The sequence below is a fragment of the Spongiimicrobium salis genome (assembly GCF_043678055.1).
Classification (GTDB): domain Bacteria; phylum Bacteroidota; class Bacteroidia; order Flavobacteriales; family Flavobacteriaceae; genus Spongiimicrobium; species Spongiimicrobium salis.
Genome location: NZ_JBHEQA010000003.1, coordinates 48781 through 66548 on the forward strand (window position 1 = coordinate 48781; position 17768 = coordinate 66548).

At 39.9% G+C, this 17768-nt stretch carries 11 protein-coding genes; 4 read left to right on the top strand and 7 right to left on the bottom strand.

What is annotated here, in order from left to right:
* Positions 1–35: 35 nt before the first annotated feature.
* Entirely contained in the window at positions 36–5540 is a 5505-nt protein-coding gene (locus ACEXOE_RS15095) for an ExeM/NucH family extracellular endonuclease (RefSeq protein ID WP_394749669.1), read from the bottom strand.
* A gap of 261 nt (positions 5541–5801) precedes the next feature.
* The gene (locus tag ACEXOE_RS15100; RefSeq protein ID WP_394749670.1) at positions 5802–10622 is read right to left on the bottom strand and encodes a BspA family leucine-rich repeat surface protein; all 4821 of its coding nucleotides are present in this window, start codon (positions 10620–10622) and stop codon (positions 5802–5804) included.
* 269 nt (positions 10623–10891) lie between these two features.
* Here ACEXOE_RS15100 and ACEXOE_RS15105 point away from each other — a divergent pair, with 269 nt between their 5' ends.
* Positions 10892–11395, top strand: a complete 504-nt coding sequence (locus ACEXOE_RS15105; protein ID WP_394749671.1) for a hypothetical protein — start codon at positions 10892–10894, stop codon at positions 11393–11395.
* Here the strand turns inward: ACEXOE_RS15105 and ACEXOE_RS15110 are convergent.
* The 5 genes from ACEXOE_RS15110 to ACEXOE_RS15130 form a co-directional block, all read right to left on the bottom strand.
* Complete coding sequence (locus tag ACEXOE_RS15110; RefSeq protein WP_394749672.1) at positions 11392–11928, bottom strand: 1-acyl-sn-glycerol-3-phosphate acyltransferase; 537 nt, start codon at positions 11926–11928, stop codon at positions 11392–11394. The two genes, ACEXOE_RS15105 and ACEXOE_RS15110, sit on opposite strands and share 4 nt — an antisense overlap.
* A 163-nt stretch (positions 11929–12091) precedes the next feature.
* A complete protein-coding gene (locus ACEXOE_RS15115; protein WP_394749673.1) occupies positions 12092–12802 on the bottom strand; it encodes an HAD family hydrolase in 711 nt (236 codons plus the stop codon).
* Positions 12793–13521: a 3-deoxy-manno-octulosonate cytidylyltransferase gene (gene kdsB, locus ACEXOE_RS15120; protein WP_394749674.1), complete on the bottom strand. Its 729-nt coding sequence runs from the start codon at positions 13519–13521 to the stop codon at positions 12793–12795. The genes ACEXOE_RS15115 and kdsB overlap by 10 nt, the downstream gene beginning before the upstream one ends.
* 19 nt (positions 13522–13540) lie before the next feature.
* On the bottom strand, positions 13541–14110 hold the full coding sequence (locus ACEXOE_RS15125) for a DUF4126 domain-containing protein (protein ID WP_394749675.1): 570 nt from the start codon (positions 14108–14110) through the stop codon (positions 13541–13543).
* Positions 14111–14139: 29 nt separating this feature from the next.
* Complete coding sequence (locus tag ACEXOE_RS15130) at positions 14140–15576, bottom strand: ATP-dependent DNA helicase (protein WP_394749676.1); 1437 nt, start codon at positions 15574–15576, stop codon at positions 14140–14142.
* Positions 15577–15677: 101 nt separating this feature from the next.
* Here ACEXOE_RS15130 and ACEXOE_RS15135 point away from each other — a divergent pair, with 101 nt between their 5' ends.
* From ACEXOE_RS15135 to ACEXOE_RS15145, 3 genes are read left to right on the top strand one after another with little or no spacing between them, the layout of a single operon-like run.
* Positions 15678–16328 carry a hypothetical protein gene (locus ACEXOE_RS15135; protein ID WP_394749677.1) on the top strand — a complete coding sequence of 217 codons (651 nt, stop codon included), beginning with the start codon at positions 15678–15680 and terminating at the stop codon, positions 16326–16328.
* Positions 16306–17136: a DUF3822 family protein gene (locus tag ACEXOE_RS15140; RefSeq protein ID WP_394749678.1), complete on the top strand. Its 831-nt coding sequence runs from the start codon at positions 16306–16308 to the stop codon at positions 17134–17136. The genes ACEXOE_RS15135 and ACEXOE_RS15140 overlap by 23 nt, the downstream gene beginning before the upstream one ends.
* The gene (locus ACEXOE_RS15145; protein WP_394749679.1) at positions 17136–17681 is read left to right on the top strand and encodes an RsmD family RNA methyltransferase; all 546 of its coding nucleotides are present in this window, start codon (positions 17136–17138) and stop codon (positions 17679–17681) included. Before ACEXOE_RS15140 ends, ACEXOE_RS15145 begins: the two co-directional genes overlap by 1 nt.
* The last annotated feature ends 87 nt before the right edge of the window (positions 17682–17768 follow it).

Sequence of the window (17768 nt, forward strand, 5' to 3'; positions counted from 1 at the left end):
GGGGCCTTATATAAATTTAGTCCGTAATGGTTTACTTAGCGTTTATCCACTAAAAGTCGTCTTTGACTCATTTTTCCTTCGCTATCTACGGTATTCACAATATACATTCCTCCTTGCATTTGATAGACCGGTAAGCGATATCCATCTGCGTTTCGTACTTCCGCCGGAGCGTATTCTGCAATCTTTCTTCCTTGCAAATCGAATATTTGTATTTTCACAATATCCACTTCCCGATCGGAAACCGTTAGATTCACATTGGTGGTGGCTGCATTCGGATATAGAGAAACAGCATAGGGGGCAATGGCATTGGATGGTGGTATAGTCTCTACTATGTCAAAGTCAATAGTAAAATTTGACCCGGACAAACCACCTCTAGCAGGTTCGGAAAAAGCTACCGCGCTGATGTTGTAGCTTCCTACTCCCAGTGTTCTGCCAAAATAATCCGGAGCTACATCGCCAAAAACTGCATAAGGTATCACATTTTCCGTTCTTACGGTACTTACAGCACCACTGAGTTGTAAACGCACACTTTGCGTATCTTCAGATGCATTGGCACGAATATTCAAAAAGTCTGTGGGCAAATCAGCGATATTGATTTGCATTCCCTCTTCCAATTGTAGAATGTCCTCATCTGTTTCCGCGTCCACCAAGGTAAAACTTATAATGGATGGTCTTTGTTCTATGAATTCAAAATTGATGGTTAAGTCTGTACCTGCATCGCCTTGCAAACCATCTTCCGCAAATGGAATTGCAAATAAAGTGTAAGTTCCCAATGCAAAATCCCGTCCATTAAAATCCCCTGCAGGAAAATCTCCCAAAAGTGCATAAGGCGCTACGTTTTCCGTTCTACTGCTATTAAAGGCTCCGCTAACTTCGAAGCGTACACTTTCAACAATGCCAGAAGTCTCTACACGAAAATTTAAATTCTGTGTAGGTAGTGAAAGTTGATCGATGACCATGCCTTCCGTTATTTCCATAATATCTTCATCCGTATCTGCATTGACTAAAACGAAACTAGTTACGGCCCTTGGTTCTACCGTATTATTATTAAGGTCCAATCCCACCACAATAGGGTCATGATCTGAAGCTCTGTAAGGATCTGCATTGTAGAACAATTCAATCTGTGCGGGAGATTGTCCGTTGACATTATAATCCAGGGCTACCGGTTCATCGGCATTGATATGCCAAACAGTACTTCCTGTAATTTGTCCCGCTAAACTACTATTGGCAAAAGCATTGTCCAAAGATCCCCATTGCCCCCTGAACACGAAGCTATAGGAATCAGAACCTTCCAATTGTACATAATCATCTTCAGTGCCCTCTGTATCGTCTGCACCAGCGCGCATCGCGGTAATAGGATCTTCCATTTGGTACGCATTGAAATCCCCTAGAACAATAAGGTCATTGTCTTCAGTTCCCGTGGGGTTCGTTGCAAACCAATCTACCATAGCTTGTGCCGCGGTAGTACGGGTAATATTACAATTTCCCTGTCCGTCTCCTGTATCTGGATCTCCAAGTGCATTACAATCGGACCCTTTGGATTTTAAATGAGTGATGGCTACCGTCAAACGCTCACCCAAATCAGGATTATTACTATCTATAACCGTGAAGGTTTGCGCCAATACAGGCCTGTTCTGATTATCGATAAAACGGGGATCTACCGAAGCATCCAATATCGCAAAAGTTCCAGATTCCTCAACAACGGCAGTTTTATAGATGATTCCTACTTTGATTTGATCTCCACCGATGATTCCCGCATCCACAAAACTCCAAGTATTGGTTCCATCCAATGCATTTAATCCATCGATCAACGATTGAAGCGAGGCCGTTGCATTATTTTCCAATTCGATCAAACCAACAATGTCTGCTCCAATAGCCGAAATGGCAGCAATAATCTTATCGCGTTGCCTATCAAACTCCAGTTCTGATTCCGCACCCCGTTGATTTAGGGTAGTAAAGAAATTCAATACATTGAAGCTTGTCACTTTGAGGTTACCTCCTACTTCTTCCGGCGTTACTGTTCTGGGATTTGAAGCCGTAAAATTCACTTCTCCTACAGGTTGAATCCTATATTCATCAAAACCTTCTCCTAGAACCCCTGTGAAGCCAGCCGGCAAGGAATCTCCGCCTCTTAAGCTGTTCAAAGCACTAAAATTACTTGGAAACACCAAAGGTTCAGGATCTCTTCCCGTTCGCCCATCATCCAAAATAATGCGGTCTAAGCTATTGGCCTGGGCCAAGGCATTTGCCGCAGCTCCCGGAGCAGCTACTGCCGTAGGCTGGAACAAACGATCTAGCTGGGATGTTAACACCACAGATCCAAATCGCGTTAAATCAAAATGTTCCGTAACATAAAGGGCATCTGCCGAGGATATTAACATGCCTTCAAAGCTTTCCAAATCGGTTAAAGCCGTTACGGGTAAGTCCAATATCGCCGGAGTAGGCAATACATTATCACTGTCAATCAGTCGAAGTCCGGTCATTACAATCTGACTTTGTCCTCCAAATTCTGCAGGAGTTCCCGTTACTTGCACTCGGTCTCCCACATTGATATCGGTAAAAGAGCCGCAATTATTGGAACCACAGAACACAAAAATACCTTCAGAAGTAGCAGCATCGGCGTCGGCATCCGCATCTTCTTCTTGTACATAAAAACCATCCAATTGATCATCATTTTGGAAATCGCCCACCACAATGGCCTCCACTGAAATTTCCTGAGTAATGGCAACTGTTGGTCCACTTCCCTGAATATCATGTATCAAGGTAATGGCCAATTCGGTATCATCATCCTGAATCGTTCCTTCCGCCGTTGCCGTTAATAAAATAGCATCGTTGGTAGGATTCGACAAGGTTACTGTAAAACTTTCGTTGGTTTCTTCCTCAAGATCCCCTGAAACGCCCAAGGTAATGGTCTGGCTAGTTTCATCGGCTACAAATTCCACCGTTCCAGAGGGTAAAGTTCCTCCAAAATCATTGGCATCAACACTTCCGCTCACGACATAATCCACAGCAGTGGTTCCTGAAGTATCTCCCCCACGCGTTACCGTGAAAGTAAAATCGGTAATTCCCTCATTTCCTTCAGATCGGGAAGCATTTTCAGGAGAAATCGCCAAGGTAATGTCATTGCCTCCAAGTGCCGCTCCAATTCGGAAAGCGTCCATAGCGATATCTTCATCTCCTGCATCCAGGCCAGAAATCGTTAATCGTAAGCTAATGGTCGCTCCTGTGGCTGCAATATTTTTAGTGAATTCTTGTGCCGTAGGCGTTAATGCTATACCATCTCCAATACCATCGAAGTCCGTATCTTCCAAAGGTTCTGTATTGGTTCCCCCCGCCGCTTCAAAAGCCAAAAGGTTTTGGAAAGCACCGCCATCAATAGCATATTCAATACGCACGGAACTATTATCGTCCCAATCTTCATTACCATCACTGGAATCATCCTCAGCGAAAAGTCCACTAAAAGCAATATCCTGTAAGCCTTCAATATTAATATCGGACCACGTTAGTTGTACTGTGGTAGGTCCGCCTTCCCCATCCAAATCTTGGGCAGCTAAAAATGAACCTTCAAAACCTGTAAACTCTGCAAAAGAACCTATGGTTGAGCCATCGGTTATCGTAAAGTAATCTCCGGCTCCATCCGTAAAGAAAGCCCCGGCAGTAATAGCAAACTGATCTTCAGTATCAAAGGGTTCAAACAGCCCTAGAGGTGCTACAGGTACATCTTCCATAATTCGGAGAGCATCAATGGCGATATCTTCATCACCTGCATCAAGACCTGCAATGGTTAATCGCAGTATTAAGTTACTTCCCGTTTCAGGGATAATTTTCATAAACTCCTGTGCAACATTCGTTAAGGCCAAGCCATCTCCAATACCATCAAAATCAGTGTCTTCCAAAGGTTCTGTATTGGTTCCCCCTGCCGCAGCAAAAGCAATTAAGTTTTGAAAAGCGCCTCCATCAATGGAATATTCCAGCAGGACAGAACTATCGGCATCCCAATCTTGATTGGCAGCGTCATCGTCCTCTGCGAAAAGACCTTTAAAAGCGATACTTTCTATTCCCTCTATATTAATATTTGACCAAGTCAATTGCACTGTAGTTGGTCCTCCTTCCCCATCCAAATCCTGTGCGGCAAGAAATGGGCCATCAAAGCCTTTTAATTCAACAAATGAACCAATATTGCTTCCATCGGTTATCGTAAAATAATCTCCGAAGGTATCTGTAAAGAAACTTCCAGCAGTAATATCGAATTGGTCCTCATTATCAAAATTTTCAACAAGTCCAAGTGGCCTGTTGACTACTTCCTCTTCTTCAATAACCAATGCATCGATCGCAATATCCTCGTCCCCAGCATCCAATCCACTAATGGTCAATCGCAATACCAAGGCACTTCCTGTTCCGATAAGTGTTTTTGTAAATTCTTGTGCCACTGCCGTTAGCGCTAGGCCGTCCCCTATACCATCGAAATCGGTATCCTCCAGAGGTTCTGTATTGGTTCCCCCGGCAGCTGCAAAAGCAATTACATTTTGAAAAGCAGCGCCATCAATCGAATATTCCAACAATACAGAACTATCCGCGTCCCAATCTTGATTGGTCCCATCATCGTCTTCTGCAAATAGTCCGCGAAAAGCAATGGTACTCAAGCCTTCGATATTAATACCGGACCAAGTTAATTGTACCGTTGCGGGCCCACCTTCTCCATCCAAATCCTGTGCCGCTAAGAACGAACCCTCAAAGCCACTTAGGTCTACGAAAGATCCAATAGTTGAACCATCGGTTATGGTGAAGTAATCTCCCGCTCCATCGGTAAAAAATGCTCCTGCCGTTATATCGAATTGTTCGTCATTATCAAAATTTTCTACAAGTCCCGTAGGGGTATTTACGACGGCGTCCCCTGTAACTTCAATACGATCAATAGCAATATCCTCATCTCCTGAATTTAAGCTAATGGTAATGCGAATATCTAAACTCGATCCCGTTCCAGCTATGACATTTCCAAAAGCGGTAAAGGTGGAGGTAATGGCTGCTCCATCTGCTACGCCATCAAAATCAGTATCGATGCCCGGTTCTTGATTAAAAGCGGTACCGTTATCGATTTCCTCAATAGCCAGAAGGTTTTGAAACCCTCCGCCATCGATTTGATATTCCACACGAAGAAAATCACTATCGTCCCAATCCTGGTTGGCAGCATCGTCATCCTCCGCAAATAAGGCGCTGAAATTTAAATTTTCAAAATTACTAATGTCAATTCCCGAAAATGTTAGCGTCTGCTGTGCTGCACTTCCTTCTCCATCGATATCCTGGGCTACAAAATAGAAATTGCCATCGGCTCCGAAAACTTCATAAAACGCGCCGATATTGCTGCCATCGGTTCGGGTAAAAAAATCTCCAAATCCGTCACTGAATTCTGGGATGGAAGTGGTGTAGCGCGTCCCGTTTCCATCGGTCTCAAAAGACTCGCCCAGTAAGACCGTTTGGGCGGTCAATGTCGCAAAAGACGCTAATGCAGTTACTAAAAGTAGCGTAATTTTCTTTATCATATGTTCTTCTTTAATTGGTTAAAATGTAGGGTTATAAAATTAGTATTGTAGTACAATTTGGCTAAAAAATACTGTTTATTTTTAAATAACGCACTAAAATACATGGAATTGATAGTTTTAATAGGGCCTATGAATAAATTTGAACCAAGGATAACCATTCCTTAATACAAAAAAAACGTGCGAAAATTGGAAATATCAAAATAAAAAAGGGACGCTACAAAAGCGTCCCTTCTTAGTATATTATTTGAACTAATTTGTTTGCTAATGGTCTACCAAGAGACGCATTTTATGAACTCCTCCCCGATCATCTATTGTGCTCACTATATACATACCTCCTTGCATGTGATATACCGGCAACGCATACCCATTCCCATTTATAACTTGATTGGGAACATATTCGCCCACTTTTCTTCCCAGCATATCATGGACTACAATCGTCTGCAATGTCCTATTTGGATCGGAAACCGAAACATTAACCGTGGTCGTTGCTTTATTGGGGTATAAGGATACTTCGTAATCACTAGTTACGGATCTACTTGGTCCTTCCAAGGAAAAGCGAATTGTTCTTGTTTCACCAGCTTCCCCTGAACCATTTGGCCCGGTATATGCAGTGACATTTAAGTTATAGGTTCCTTCAACAAATTGAATTCCATTACCACTGCTTGCTTCAAATAGTGTATATGGTGCCGTATTATCTGTAAATTCCTGATTTACAGCTCCACTTAATGAGAAAACAACACTACCTACAGTTTCTGGATTGGTATTCGCACGAATCGTATGCAGGAAATCAAACAATGTATTGACAAAATATGTTTGTTCATTTTCCAATCTAAAAAGTTCTTCATCAAAAGGTGGGAAATCGGTGATATCCAGAACTAATAGTGTTAAGGATGTAATACTTGCAGCATCATTACAATTTCGATCTCCATCGGTAATCGTCCAACCAAAATTATCCACCAATGACCGCCTAGATTCATCTCCTAAACAATATTGAATTGGATTTGCCCCTAATGTTATATTTCTAGGGATGGTTGTTTCGTTTGTGTCTAACGTTGACCATCCTATTAAGGTATTATCATAATTTTCCGAAGACAACATCGAACCACTGAGCATTTCGTCCATACTGCGCATAGCACTAATATTCCAATTCCCTAGATTTTGATTGAAAGCTGTTGCTTGGAAAAACATAAAATTCATTCGCTGAACCTGTGCAGTATCCCAATTACCAATATCTTGATTAAATTCTTCCGCTCTCGAAAACATCCCGCTCATATTCTCAACATTAGACATATTCCACCTTGATATGTCTTGATTAAAGAATGTTGCATTAGCAAACATACTCGTCATTGTAGTCACTTGACCAACATTCCAATTTCCTATATCTTCATTAAATGCTGTCCCCGCAAACATGAGGTTCATATTGATAATATTTTGAACATTCCAATTTACAAATGAAGCATTTCCTGTTAAAGAAGTACAATCCAGAAACATCCTATTTAATGACCTTACATTGGATAAATTAGGTATATCTTCTGCAAAAACTTGCATATTACCACAATATTCAAATGCATTTTCCATCGAATTCCATTCTATATCTCCCCATTGATTCACAGCTAAAAGTTTTCCATTGAAATCATCCAACGCAAAACGCGGATGGGGGAACATTCCAGAAATAGATACAGTATATGTCCCAACCGTAGTATAGGTATGGGTCATTGTTTGACTTACATTGGTATTAGAAGTACCATCTCCCCAATCAACAGTATAATTGTAGATTTCACCATCAACAACAGGAATTACTATCTGATTATTGTTTCCTGGACCGCGATTATCTGTTTTCCAAGTGGTAATAAATGATCGTTGAGGGGCTTCTACTGTAAATGAAAGGGATATAGTTTCTCCCTGTTCCCCTGTTCTATCTGGACCACTGTATGGTGTGACAGTTAGTGTATATTCCCCTTCAATCAATTCCCGACCAAAAAATTCTCCGTCAAAATCTCCAAAAAGTGTATAAGGTGATACATTTTCTGTAGCTTGTCTATTCTCTGGGCCTATTAAAGAAAAAAGAATGCTACCGCCATTTACGGGGAAAGTTTGAGCTACAATATTTATTCCTCTTCCCAAATCTTCTTGACTTATCACTGTTCCATCTGAAAGTCTGGAAATATGAATTCCTGTACCTATTTCTACAATAGTAAAATCTACAATTTCGGGAACTATTTCATTACAATTTCTTCCATCATCAAAAATCCGCCAATTAAAATTGTCGATTAAATTTTGTCTAGCATCTTCCCCCAAGCAATAATTACTTAACTCTGCCCCGAAAACAATATTTTCCGGAATTCTAGTTTCATTTTCACTTAAAGTAACCCAACCTATTAAGGTGTTATCATAATTTTCTATGGAAAGGGCATTGTTAAACATGGACTCCATGTTCACGGCATTACTGATATCCCAATTCCCCAAATTTTGATTAAAAGGAGAAAAAATAAACATTTCAAAAAAGTTAGTCACATTACTTACATCCCAATTACTGATATCCTGATTAAATGAGGAAGTGACAAACATTCTCGCCATTGTAGTTACATTACCAACATTCCAATTCCCAATATCCTGATTAAAAGAGGTGGCAAAGAAAAACATCTCTGTCATATCTCTAACATTACTTACATCCCAATTCCCAATATCCTGATTGAATGGTGTATCTGTGAACATGTTTGAAGTACTTCTTACATTACGAACATCCCAATTGCCTATTTCTTCATTAAATTTAGTGCCTTCAAATAGCCCATCCATGTCAATAATAGTGCTAACATCCCATTCTCCAAAAGCCGGGTTTCCAGAAAGGTTAAAACATTGAGAAAACATGAATTGCATTGAGGTTACATTTGATAAATCTGGTGTGTCAATTGCCGTCACATCCAATCTATCACAGTGCATAAAGGCGCCCTCCATAGACGACCATTGAATATCTCCCCACTGGTTCACTAACCTGATTTTTTCTATATTCCTGTCACTAAAATCATCATAAACAAACCTGATTCTCGGAAAAATACCACTTATGGTTACCGTGTACTCGTCCAATGTTTCATAACTATGGGAGATGTCTCCTGTTACTCCAGTATCCATGGTGCCATCACCCCAATCTACATTGTAATCATAGGTTTCTCCGGCAACAGTGGGTATGGTTATACTATTTGGCGATGCATCGTTATTCACATTCCTTAAATCCCAAGTGGTCACAAAAGGACGCATTTCGGGTGCTGATTCCCTAATCCTGAAATTTAGGCTAAGTGGAGTTCCTGCTTGACCTCCGCCTCTTTCTCCTGTAAATGCCGTAGCAGTTAACGTATATGTTCCCACAGGAAGGTTTCTTCCAAAAAATTCTCCTTGAAAATCCCCAAAAAGGGTATAGGGAGACACATTTTCCGTCATTTCCCTATTTTCAGGACCTGATAATGAAAAAACGACGCTCCCCACGGTTTCAAAATTGGTATTGGCAATAATACTCACCCCTCCGGCTGAGATTACAGTTGCTTCATCGATTACAACACCTTCTGTTAAGGGTTGTATTTCTGTACCCGTTCCCGCAGCCACCAAGGTGAAATGTACTACCTCAGGTAGAATACCATCACAATTTAGACCACCATCGGTTATGGTCCAGCCAAAAGCGTTACTCAATTCCTGTCTTGCCGTTTCAGCCAAACAAAATTGGCTACCCCCTGCATTAAAGGGTATATTTTCCGGAATCCGAGTCTCATTGGTATCTAAAGTAGCCCAGCCAATTAGCGTACTATCGTAGTTTTCTAAAGATAAACCTGCTCCTTCAAACATCTCAGACATTATAGTGACATTACTAATATCCCAATTGCCTAAATCCTGATCAAAGTTAGAAACAAAGAACATCTCTCCCATGTTTGTTACATTAGATACATCCCAAGCACTGATATCTTGATTAAACCGAGTATCTGCAAACATCAAATTCATATTCGTTACTTTAGACACATTCCAACCACTGATATCTTGATTAAAAGCTCCATTCGCAAAAAACATGCCTCCCATGTTGGTTACATTACTAACATCCCAGCCACTGATATCTTGATTGAAAAACACCTCGCCAAACATGGAGCCCATATTCGTGACATTACTAACATTCCAATTGTTGAGGTCATGATTAAAGCTAGTCAGAGAGAACAATGAGCTCATATCTTCAACAGCACTAACATCCCAATTCCCAAAGGTGGGATTTCCGAACATTCCGAAACAATTTGCGAACATTGAAGCCATAGAAGTCACCTTAGATAAGTTAGGGATATCTGTGGCCAATACATCCAAGTTTTCACAATTGACAAAGGCAAACTCCATAGAAGACCATTCATTATCTCCCCATTGGTTTACAAATCTAATTTTTTGATTATTTTCATCGCCTAAATTAGGAGCAAACCGAATTCTAGGAAAAACACCACTTATGGTAACCGTATATTCGTCCAATGTTTCATAACGATGCGTGATATCTCCAGTAACTCCAGTATCCATAGTGCCATCGCCCCAATCCACATTGTAATTATAGATTTCCCCGGGAACGGTAGGAATGGTAATGCTATTTGGTGATACACCATTATTCACGTTACGTAAATCCCATGTCGTAATAAAAGGTTTGGCATCTGGTTGGGCAACCACCCTAAAATTAATGGTAAATGGATCTCCAGGGATTCCCCCACCTCTTTCTTCCGTAAAGGCTGTAGCTGTTAAGGTATAGGCACCTTCAGGAAGGTTCTCACCAAAATACTCCCCATTGAAATCTCCAAAAAGGGCATATGGCGCAACATTCTCTGTCATATTTTTATTTAGAGGACCATTCAAGGAAAAAACAACACTGCCCACCGTAGCAGAAACAGTATTGGCTCTAATATTAATGCCACTTGCTGTTGTGGCAGTATTCAATACTGTTCCTTCTGTGAGTTCCAGTATTGTATTTCCAGAACCCGCTTCCACCAGGGTGAAGCTTCCAATCTGTTCCGCTTGTCCAAAAGAAAAAAAGGCATACAAAAAGAAGCATACCAGTAGGGTAATTTGTTTCATAAATTTGTGTTATCGTGGTTAATTTGATTTCGATACTAAAGTAGCATCATCGAATATATTATATGGAATAAATTCGACAAAATCGACAAAATACCGAATATCACGGTTAAAATACAACTGTCGATAATCTTAATCTTAAGCGAAGTTTCGTACCTTTAAGTCAGAATCTCTCAGACAAGACTCATTACAGAAAATGAAGTAGAAGAGAATTCCTTTTGTTCCCATTGTAAATAAATGTTCGGAATCCCGACCTAGTAATAAACGAAACTATGCGTTATATTTATTCTCTTGTTCTACTATTTAGTTTTTTTAGTGTTTCCCAGGCCAATGCCCAGCAAATGAATGCCGAAAAACTGGAAGAACTTATTACCCAAGTTGCAGATACGGTGCAAAAACAAGGCAATGCCTTGCAATTTATCTATAAGGAACGCGTACTGATCTGTATTTATGATACCAATGCCAATCGTATGCGTATTATATCTCCGATAGTGGAACGGGATAAAGTAGAAGAGAAGGAATTACTAAATGCCTTAGTGGCCAACTATCATTCTGCCTTGGATGTAAAATATGCCTTAAGTGATGAAATCATTTGGTCCGTATTTGCGCATCCTTTGGAAGAATTGTATGAGCACCAATTATTGGATGCCATTAATCAAGTGTTTCTTGCTGCTGCAACCTTTGGCACTACCTATTCCAGTACCAATTTGGTCTTCCCCGGAAATACACAACGCAAAGAAGAAGAGGCTCCAAAAAAGATTCTTAAGAAAACCTAGGAATACTCGGGAACCTTTCCCACAACCCCATTAAAGAATTCATGTTTTTTCTCCAATTCTCCTTCCTTAAAGGATGATATGGGATATGGATCGGATATTTTTACCTGTTTACTTCCATAATCAAAGGCCACCATCACTATGGGAACATTGGCCGCTTGTGCAATGTAATAATATCCTGTCTTCCAGGCCGACACTCGTTTTCGGGTGCCTTCAGGAGCCAAGGCCAGTCTAAAGGTATTGCGTTCCGAAAAAATTTTGGCAATGGCTTTTACCATATCATTGTTCTTACTCCTATCAATGGGCGCACCACCCATCCATTTAAAGTACCACCCGAATGGCGGTTTGAAAAGGCTTTGTTTGCCTATGAAATTAATTTCCTCATTCCATAATTTACGCACCAATATACCGATAAAAAAATCTACCCAACTGGTATGTGGTGCTACAATTATGACACATTTATCTACCTTCGGAAATGTTCCTTGAAGACGCCAGCCTAGGATTCTAAAATAGATAAATTTTGCTAGTGTTTGCATAAAATTAAAAGCAGAATTAAGCGATTCTTACTAGATATTTCAGGGTCAATATACGGTATTATTGTTGGGAAGTTATCCTAATTTTACTTTTTTGCAGTATCTAGTGTTTGAACGGTGTGGTTTCCCAAATCGCTTCCCATATCTTGTTTTCGTATTCTGTATTTCAAGTATCAAAATACTCCAAAACAGCACTAAGACGGGAAAGCGTCATATAGGCTTTCTTCCCTCTCCGCTCTTCTTCGGAAACCTCCTCATGCTGCCAAGTGGTATGAAAAGGAACATGGATGGCCTGCGCTCCGATGTTTACAAGAGGTAAGACATCTGATTTCAGTGAATTTCCTATCATTAAAAAAGAACCCACATCAATGTTCAAATGCGCCAGTAAATTTTTGTAATTGATTTCTTTTTTATCGCTCAATACTTCTACATGGTGAAAATATTTTTCCAATCCTGATTTCTCCAATTTTCGTTCCTGATCTAATAAATCCCCTTTGGTCAATACAATAAGTCGATACTTTTTACTGAGGACCTGTAGGACTTCCTCTACCCCATCCAAAAGCTCCACGGGATGATCGATCATTTCCTTCCCTATATTCAAAATAGCATTCAAAGTTGCTGGCGATACGTCATTGTTCGAAATTTCAAGGGCCGATTCGATCATAGATAGCACAAAACCTTTGATTCCATAGCCATAGAGTTGTAAATTCTCCATTTCCTTCTTGAAAAGCTCCTGATCAATCTTATTTTTGGTCTCATATTTTTCCAACAATGTGGCAAAATCTTCTTCGGCTTTTCTAAAATAGGTCTCGTTGACCCACAAGGTATCATCAGCGTCAAAGCCAATGGTTTGTATTGCACTGTAATCTACTTCCATACTTTCTTGGCTTTCTCTAAATCTTCCGGGGTATCAATTCCAATTCCCGAAACCTGGGTTTCTACCATTTTTATCTTCTTTCCATATTCCAAATATCGGATGGCCTCAATCTTTTCCGTAGCTTCCAAAGACAGCATTGGTAAACGTTGAAAATCCATTAGTGCCCTTTTTCTAAAGGCATAGATTCCTTTATGCTTATAATAGGTGCTACTGTTGCTTTTTGCCCTTGGGTATGGAATCGGAGAACGGGAAAAGTACAGAGCAAAATCTCGATTGTCCACAATTACTTTCACAGTATTGGGGTTTTTAATCTCTTCCTCATCAGTAATCCGAACCATTAGGGAAGCAAGATCGATCTCTGCTGCGGTATCCTCGTTGAAAACGGCGATTACTGCGGCCAAACTTTCGGCATCTATAAATGGTTCATCTCCTTGTACATTTACAATGATATCCACTTCCATAGGCGCCACAGCTTCTGCAATACGGTCACTACCACATTCATGTTCTTTTATACTCCTTATGACCTTTCCATTTATTTCGGAAATAGTATCCTGTATAATAGCACTATCCGTAACCACATAGACCTCATCAAACAATCCTGTATTTACAGTGGCTTCATAGGTTCGTACAATTACGGGCTTACCTCCCAAATCTTGCATTAATTTGGCAGGAAATCGAGATGCCGCATAACGCGCGGGAATCATTGCAATAGTCTTCATAAGGTTACTTTGCGCTTTTTTAGGTTTTTTTTCTAGGTCTTAGTTTCCGATATATCCGAAAAATGACAATCAAGATGATAATAACCAGTATGATGGCGATAGGAGGTATCGCTATGGCCGCTGTAGAGACCACTGCAGCTGTACCCGTTTCTATAGTGGCTACTACGGGATTGGCAACGCCGCCGGTGGTGGCCGTAGAGGTCAAGCGTGTTGTTGCCGAAGCTCCTTTGATCATTGTAGCTGTTCCTCCTCCAGCGATAATCGCCAAAGACCAAGTAACAATAGGATCCAGATTAGCGATGGTAGATACCATAACAGCCGTCCCTGCAATAGCGGCCAAAGGCACGGCCAAACTATCCAAAAGATTATCGACCCAAGGAATGAAATAAGCAAAAATTTCCACGAGCATGGCTACCCCTAAGGTGATCAATGCTGCCAAGCTACCGATCCACTGCCAATTCTCATTTAATTCCCAGACGCCCATATAAGAGGCCAAACTCAAGGCAAAAAGGGGTAAAAAGACGCGAAAACCTACCGAAGCAGCCAATCCTATTCCTAAAAAAATACTGATAATGGTTTCGGATGTCATGATAAAAAACTTTGTACTAAATTAGGCGATTAGTCCTCAACAAAAAAATCGTTTTTGAATCCGATAAGGTACAGCTGTTTTTTTGCCCGGGTAACTGCCGTATATAGCCAACGCAAATATTCCTTATCGATACCATTGGGCAAGTAAGGTTGTTCTATAAAAATAGTGTCCCATTGTCCTCCTTGGGATTTATGACAGGTAATGGCATAAGAAAACTTCACTTGTAGGGCATTAAAGTATTTGTTGTTTTTCACCGCCAGGAATTTTTTATACTTGGAAGTTTCCCCACTATAATCTTTCATTACTTCCTGATAAAGCCGATTTCCATCATCATAAGACAGGGAAGGCGTTTCTGCTTTTATGGTATCTAGCAGCAATACGGTTTCCAACGGAGGTTGTTTGGGATAATCTACCATTTTTACCTTTACTTCTGCAAAAGTAAAGCCATAGAGTTCGCGTATCCCAAAAATTTCCAAGACTTCAATAATATCCCCATTGGCAATAAATCCTGCTTCGGTATTCGGTTTTAACCAAAAGTAATTGTTCTTCACCACCATCATATAATCGCCCACAGCAATCTCATGCTCTAAGTAAAGTATCCTATTTCTAATATTTTCATTGTACAAATTTGCCCTTTTATTGGAACGTACAATGATAGAGGTTTCTTCCCTACCATGCTGTCTGTATGCATCGTCTATGGCCTCTTGAATATCATTCCCATCTATGAGGCGTACAATATCGGTAAAGGCACCAACATCAAATTTAAAGCTATCATAGAAGTTATTTTGTAATTGATGACGGAGGTTGGTGGCATTGACTAAAATTCCTGAATCCTCAGCTTGTCGCACTACTTCGTCCAACTCAATTTTCATCACTTCCTTATTATAGTTCAATCCTAAGGTTTTTTCATCCAAAGCCGGACTCAGATCCAAACGCACCGGAGGCAATTGTGCGGTATCGCCAATAAGAATTAATTTGCATTGGTGACCACTATAGACATACAACATCAAATCGTCCAGTAAAGACCCATTTTCGAACAATTTACTATCTGCAGGAGTATCTGGAATCATAGAGGCCTCATCCACAATAAAAACAGTGTTCCTATGTTTATTGGGCGCCAAGACAAATTGAACCCCTCCTCCGCTCTGCTTTTTAGGAAAGTAAATTTTTCGATGTATCGTAAAGGCTTGGGTTCTGGAGTAATTAGACATTACTTTAGCCGCTCTTCCTGTAGGGGCCATCAACACCGCCTTCATGGTTGTTTGCCATAAGCTATTCACCACGGTCCCAACAATAGTCGTTTTTCCAGTTCCGGCGAAACCTTTGAGCAAGAAGGTATGTTCTTTTTCTTTGGACAAAATAAAATTGGCCAATTGTTGCAATGCGACCTCTTGATTAAGGGTAGGTTCGTGAGGGAATTTATCCAATAAGAGCCGGTAAAAAGAGGAAGGTGTCATGGTTTTCATAGGCATCCAAAGATAATCAGGATTTTTGGGTGAAAAACTTTTACCATTAAAAAAAAATTGTAGATTTGTGTCCACCACTATATAATTAATATCATATTAGAATGAAAACCGTATTGCAAATAGTACTTTGGATCGTATGTGTAGGATTGGGATATTTAATCTACCAGTCAGTAAACGCCCCGATAGAATTTAAAAAGACGAAGGAAGATCGTTTCGGCCAAGTCATTTCGGTATTAAAAGATATCGGTAACGCTCAGGAAGCTTATAAGCGAGAAAATGGAAAATTCGCCAATGACTTTAATACCTTAATAGATTTTATAGAAAAAGGAAAGTTCACTATTACCCAGCAACGTGATTCTTCCTTTATGCAGTTTGATGAAACTTATCAAATTGATTTATTGAAGGAAGTAAAGATTATTGACACTCTAGATTTCATCTCTGTTAAGGATTCCCTCTTCAAAAAAGATGATCGTTATAAAACTTTAATGAATGTGCCTTTTGCTCCTAATGGTGAAAAGTTTGAAATGAAAGCTGCCATGATTGACAAAAGTGGTGTAAAAGCTGCTGTATTTGAAGCTAAAGTGAAGAAGAGTATTATTTTGCACGATCAACCTAAAGATTTGCTGGCAAAGGAAAATGCACATCAAAGTGTAGAGCAAGTGAAAGGGGATGAAATCAAAATTGGATCTTTATCCGAAGTAAGCACTACGGGTAACTGGCCTCCTATCTATGACAGAAAAAAAGAAAACTAATCTAGAGGATTCTATATCGAATTATCATAAATTGTCCATTCAAGTTAGCTTGAATGGACTTTCTTTTTGTGTACTCGATACGATTAACAATCATATTCTAATCTCCGAAAGCGATTCTTTTGATCGGGAACTAACTCCTTTTGAGACTCAAAAGCGCCTAGCCGATCTTTTTAAAACGCACGAAATACCTAATTATACGTTTTCGGAAGTTGTTGCCATCCATAAAAATCCATTGTTCAGCATTGTCCCCAAAGCTTTGTTCGATGTCGCCGAATTGGCCAATTATTTAAAGTTCAATACCAAGATTCTGGCCAATGACGAAGTTGCTTATGACGAAATTGAAAGTTATGATATGATGAACGTATATATCCCCTTTACCAATATCAATAATTATATTTATGATTTGTTTGGGGAGTTTGAGTATAGACACCACGGTAGCGTACTGGTACAGACCTTGCTTAATACCCATAGCAACTCCAGTACACCTGTCTGCTACGTCCACGTTTCCAAACAGCAAATGGATATTACAATCATTTCCCATAAACGATTACAGTTTTATAATAGTTTTCAATTTTTCACCAAGGAAGATTTTATTTACCATTTGTTATTTACGCTAGAGCAATTAAAGTTGGATACCGAAAAAATAAAGCTGCGTCTTTTTGGAGCTATTGAGGAAGATGATGAATTGTATTCCATTGCCTATACTTACATTCAAAACGTGGTTATCTTTATTCCTTCAAATCCGTCCTATCATTTTGGGGACCTGGAACAAGGGAGTATTGATTTTACTGTAATAAATGCCCTCTAATGCGTATCATTTCCGGACAATATAAAGGGAGGCGAATCACCGCTCCAAAAAAATTACCCGTACGTCCTACAACGGACATGGCTAAAGAAGGGCTTTTCAATATTTTGAACAATAGCTTTTATTTTGATGAAATCAGTGTATTAGATCTTTTTGCGGGCACGGGGAATATCAGTTATGAATTCGCATCCAGAGGTGCAGAGCACATTATCTGTGTGGATGCCCATTATGGTTGTATTAAATTCATTGACCAGATCGCGACACAATTGGAAGCAAACATCACTGCGATTAAGAGTGATGTCTTCAGCTATTTGGAAAAGACTCAAAAAAAACACGACATTATTTTTGCCGACCCTCCCTATGCCCTACCTGAAGAAGATTTTTCAAAAATTTCGCATTGGGTGTTTAAAAATCAGTTGTTGAAAGAAGAAGGGGTATTGATCATAGAACACTCCAAACATACGGATCTGTCCCATTTGGACTATTTTTCCAGTTCCAGAAAGTATGGTGGAAGTGTTTTTAGTTTTTTTAGTATTAGTACAGATTAAAAATCTCTTTTTCGCCTTAACCTTCCAAATTTAAGCTGTCGTGTTGCACATATGGTCGCCTATCTTCTCCTATTCCCTATATTTCAG